Origin of the sequence: Gardnerella sp. 30-4 (genome assembly GCF_001641215.1) — a bacterium.
Lineage (GTDB): Bacteria > Actinomycetota > Actinomycetes > Actinomycetales > Bifidobacteriaceae > Bifidobacterium > Bifidobacterium leopoldii.
This window is the reverse complement of the sequence record NZ_LXJL01000039.1, coordinates 1-4,679: the sequence shown is the minus strand read 5'-3', so window position 1 is coordinate 4,679 and position 4,679 is coordinate 1. Positions and strand designations below refer to the sequence as shown.

Sequence of the window (4,679 nt, the reverse complement as noted above, 5' to 3'; positions counted from 1 at the left end):
TTTTTTGGCATACTGTTGATGGCATAAATTCTTCTCATAAACTCAACAAAGCTGCACAAACTGTAGCATATAGAATTATTCAAGAAGCACTTACTAATATTCGCAAGCATGCAGGCGAATGCGTTAAAGTAAACATTCATGAAGAATGGAACAACCAAGGTTTAAAACTAAAAATTACAAATGAAATACACAAAATCGAAGTTAACCAAACGCAAAATAGCAATGCGCAGCATAAAAACGGTTATGGCTTAATTGGCATGAAAGAACGCATTGAAAATCTTCACGGAACGCTTAATTACGGGAAACTAAACGATGGAACGTTTAGTATTGTTGCTTTTATTCCATATTCTTACAGCACAGACCCGTCAAATACTACTGCTTCTGTATTAAATAGTATTCCTAACGTTACTTATAAGAATGCAAAAATTAATAATCAATCAATAGCGCAAACAAAACCGGCAAATGCAAATGTTCCAACCTCATCAAAAGTTTTTCCAGAAGTAAATGCTTCACAAAATAAGATTGAGAAAGTATCACAATGGTTTGAACAACATTGGCTTATTGGAGACATTATTTATGCAGCGCCTTGGATTGTTCTGATGCTTTTTGTGCCAACTTATGATTTTATTCTTGGAGATGGAATGTCTTCACAATATTTCGACTCACTTTCGTTAGAAATATTTTATAGAGTATTTACTCTTGCAACCATGGTGCCGTTTATGTTCCGTAGAAAATCTCCAACAACATGCGCAATTGTTGCCGCAATATTTTCTGCAATACAGCTAATATTCTTACCTAATATTTTGTTTGCTAACTTATTCATTCCAAGCATTATTTATGCTGCGGTTCTATACGGCAAAAAGCGCGCATGGCAATGGATTAGCGCAATAGTACTTTTAGAATCTGCTATTTTTGCACTAAAAATTGGCATCGCATCAAGAAATATTCCAAAAAATGCAACTCCAATACAATTCTTTACATCGAATATAGACACGACTAATTTTTATATCATTATGCAAATGGCATCCGTAGGATTAGTTTTTGGTTTCGCAGTTGCGTTAATTTGTTTTACAGTTATTGCGTTTGCTTATTACCGAAGAAACGATGACAATAATTTATTGCTTCTAAAAACACGCAGAACAGAACTCGAGCAAGAACAAAAACAGCTAGAAGTACTTGCAGCAAACGCAGAAAGGCAGCGACTTAGCTCAAATATTCAGCAAAAAGTTGCTGTTACACTGCATAAAGTAATCGATGCCGCAAATAACGGAATTGATATGCTAAATAAATACGAAAAAGCAAATAACAATACAGAAAATCGAAAGTCATCAGACCCAGAGCAATCACAGGGACAAAGTGAAGAAATTAGTAAAGCTTTCAAAAATATTGGAGATGAAGGTCGCTCAGCACTAAAATATATGCGAAAATTGCTTGGAATTTTGCGAGAAACAGGATCAAGCGTTAATTCAGCAAATAATGGTGCGAATGTAACTGAAATTGCAGTTCGCCCTGCTCCCTCGCTCGATGAGCAAATTCAACACAGTGCATTAAATAAGCAAGAATAAGTTGATACTATAGAAAATATGGAAAACAATGGAGTAATTCGCGTTACAATAGCAGACGATCAGGAGCTTGTTCGTGCAGGATTTGCTATGGTAATTAACTCGCAGCAAGATATGCAAGTTGTTGCTCAAGCAGCGAATGGAAAACAAATAGTAGAGATTACAGAAAGAGATCATCCAGACATTATTCTTATGGACGTTCGCATGCCTGTAATGGACGGATTGGAAGCAACTCGCAAGATTCTGCAGCAAAAAACTAACGAAAATACTAAAATTATTATTCTGACAACTTTTGATTTAGACGAATATGTTATGGCTGCAATTCATGCTGGCGCTTCCGGGTTCCTTTTGAAAGATACTGAACCTGAAACTTTGCTTAATTCAATACGAACAGTGTATCAAGGAAACGCAATTATTGCTCCGACTGCTACGAAGCGTTTGATTGAAACTATGATTCAGCAAAGCAAAGTAGCAACAAATACTACAGAAAACAGTGCTGCGAATTATACCGCACAAGCAAGTTACGATGTACAGGCAAGTTCGACTGCGCAAACAAATCCGGATGTACAAGAAACGCAAAGCTGCACATACGAAAATTCTGCTATTCCAGAACTTACTGATAGAGAACGCGAAGTTCTTGTTGAAATTGCTCACGGACTTTCAAATCAGGAAATTGCTGACAAACTATTTATTAGCTTGCCCACAGTAAAAACGCATGTTGCGCATATTTTAGGAAAAATCGATGCTAGAGACCGCGTTCAAGCTGTAGTTTTCGCTTACGAAAATGGCTTAGTTAAGCCGTAAAAAATATAAAATTGCGGCTGTTTATGCATAGACACAAATAGCCGCAATTTAGATTATCAACGTACCTAGTAGCCTTTTAATTTATGCTCTTGGAAGGCGACGGTGACGCATAACAGTCACGCCGGCAGCAGCAGCTCCAGAAATAGTTAATGCACCCAAAACGCCTAGCATTATAGTGCTAAGCATATTACCAGAAGACTTGTTTTCGCCTGCAACTTTAGCTTGAGCTTGTGGCTTATTGCTTTCAACAGGAGTCTTTTCTTCAACTTCCTCAACATCACCCTTGTTATTTTCAGGCTTCGTAGAGTTTTCTTCTGAAACCTGTGATTCGGTTGACTTGTTTGTTTTTGAAGTATTGTCTGTCGGAGTCACAGGCGAAGAAGAAGTATTAGCAGCAGCTGGAGCATGAGATTCGGCTGCAGAAGAAACCTTTTTAACTATTTCAACAACCGGAACTACTACTTTCTGAGTATTTGCATCAGAAGGCTTGGAGCTTGGCACTGCTGGAACCGCAGAAGCTGCAGGAACAACATGAGTTGAATTATTTTCAACTTGAACTGCTGGAACCGCAGGGGTTGCAGGAGCAGCAGGTGCCGACGGAACAGTAGGAACAGTAGGAACTGGTACTGTTGGAGCCGCAGAAGCTGGCGGCACAACCGGAGAATTAACAGATGGCACTGGAACCTTAGCTTTAGGAACCTCAGAAGCAGCATTTGATTGTGTATCGGATTCGGCAGGAGCAGCTACTTTCGGAGCAGATGCTACTGGAGGTGCAGGGACTGGAGCAGCATGCTCTTGAGATTCATTATCTTTTTTAGAATCAGAAGGTGCTGGAGCAGTAGGACCAGTCTGTTTTCCTGATTCTTTTGCCTCATTATTACCAGCAGAACTGTTACCACTTTGCTGATCTTTTTGATCTTTTTCCTTCTTCAATTGAGCTTTAAGAATAGTAACTTTAGCTTTAGCTTCCTCAAGATTCTTTTCTGCGTCCTTTAAAGAATCCTCAGCTTGCTTCTTTAAATCACTTTTCGCAGTTCTCTCCTGAATCTGATTGTTCTTAAATGTTTTAGCGCCTTCAAAGCCATTTCTTAATGACTTAATTTTTTCATCTAGTTTCTTTTTGTCGTCAACTAACTTATAGTTCTCAATAATATTATTAAGAAGCTTTGTTTCAGACTCTGCTTTCTTTACTTCAGAATCTTTACTGTTGGAAGCTTCAAGCTTACTAGCTACATCTTTTTTAGACTCATCAATTTGATCTTTAATTTTTTGAAGATCTTCACTTACTTTTTCAAATTCTTGCTTTGCATTCTGGAAAAGAACTTCTAATTCTTTCACAGTTTTTTCTTTAGCAGCAACAAGTTTCTTATTTTCTTCAACTTTTTTGCTAAGTGAAGTTTGATCATTAGAGACTTTTCTAAACTGCTCCGCTATAGAATAAATATTATCACCATCGTTTGGATCAACTTTTTCTAATGCGGATTCCAATTCACCGATTTTTGTATCATACTCTTTAATTTGAGCAGAATCACTTGCAATAGATTCATTAAGATTATCTACTTCTTTGTGAAGATCTGAAATCTGTGATTCATATTGTTTTATATTAGCTGCAGCTCTTTCTTTTGTTTGACTTTTTTCTTCTTCGTCACTTTGCAAAGCATCAAGAGCTAATTTTGCATGATCATATTGCTCTTTTAAAAGTTCATATGCGGCTTTTAATCCAATAAGCTCGTTATCCTTTTCTTCTTTGGATTTTTCAAATTCTGCAATTTTTACTTTTGCGGCTTCGGAATCCATTTTCAATGCATTTTCAGCTTCTAAAAGTTCCTTTTCCTTATCTTTCTCAACGTTTTCAAATCCTTTTTCAGTTTCAGAGATTTTACTTAAAAGATCGTCAAATTCTGCAACTTTTTTCTTATACTCTTCAATTTGAGCTTCTAATTGCTGAACCTGCTCTTCAGCTTTTTCAATTGCTTCTTCAGTAGATGCTTTTGCAGTCACCTCTGTTTGAGCTTGCGTATTTTGTACATCCTCAACAGCTTCTTGCGCCCATGCTGGCATTGGGCCTTGCAGGAACAAAACAAATCCTGCGATTGCTGCGGCAGATTTTTTCTTGACCGTTACCATATTTGTTACTCCTTGCTCGTAGCGGCCTTCATGTCTAACTTATGTCAGCAGTCATCCTTGAGCATAACAAAGGAATAAATACATTTTCAACGCTATTTATTCGGAATATTTCCGATAAAACTTGTCATAATGAATAATAATCGTATTATTTTTGAAGACCATTAATAAAAAATGCCAATTATGCAC

The 4,679-nt window shown here is 37.1% G+C and carries 3 protein-coding genes; 2 read left to right on the top strand and 1 reads right to left on the bottom strand.

The window, feature by feature from the left end:
• Together A5294_RS03070 and A5294_RS03065 are read left to right on the top strand one after the other, a co-directional pair.
• On the top strand, positions 1–1,565 hold a 1,565-nt coding region (locus A5294_RS03070), incomplete at its 5' end, for an ATP-binding protein (RefSeq protein WP_064340432.1).
• Positions 1,566–1,583: 18 nt separating this feature from the next.
• On the top strand, positions 1,584–2,366 hold the full coding sequence (locus tag A5294_RS03065; protein WP_004106900.1) for a response regulator transcription factor: 783 nt from the start codon (positions 1,584–1,586) through the stop codon (positions 2,364–2,366).
• A gap of 81 nt (positions 2,367–2,447) precedes the next feature.
• Here the strand turns inward: A5294_RS03065 and A5294_RS03060 are convergent, their stop codons facing one another.
• Entirely contained in the window at positions 2,448–4,493 is a 2,046-nt protein-coding gene (locus A5294_RS03060) for a hypothetical protein (RefSeq protein ID WP_004106902.1), read from the bottom strand.
• Positions 4,494–4,679 lie beyond the last annotated feature (186 nt).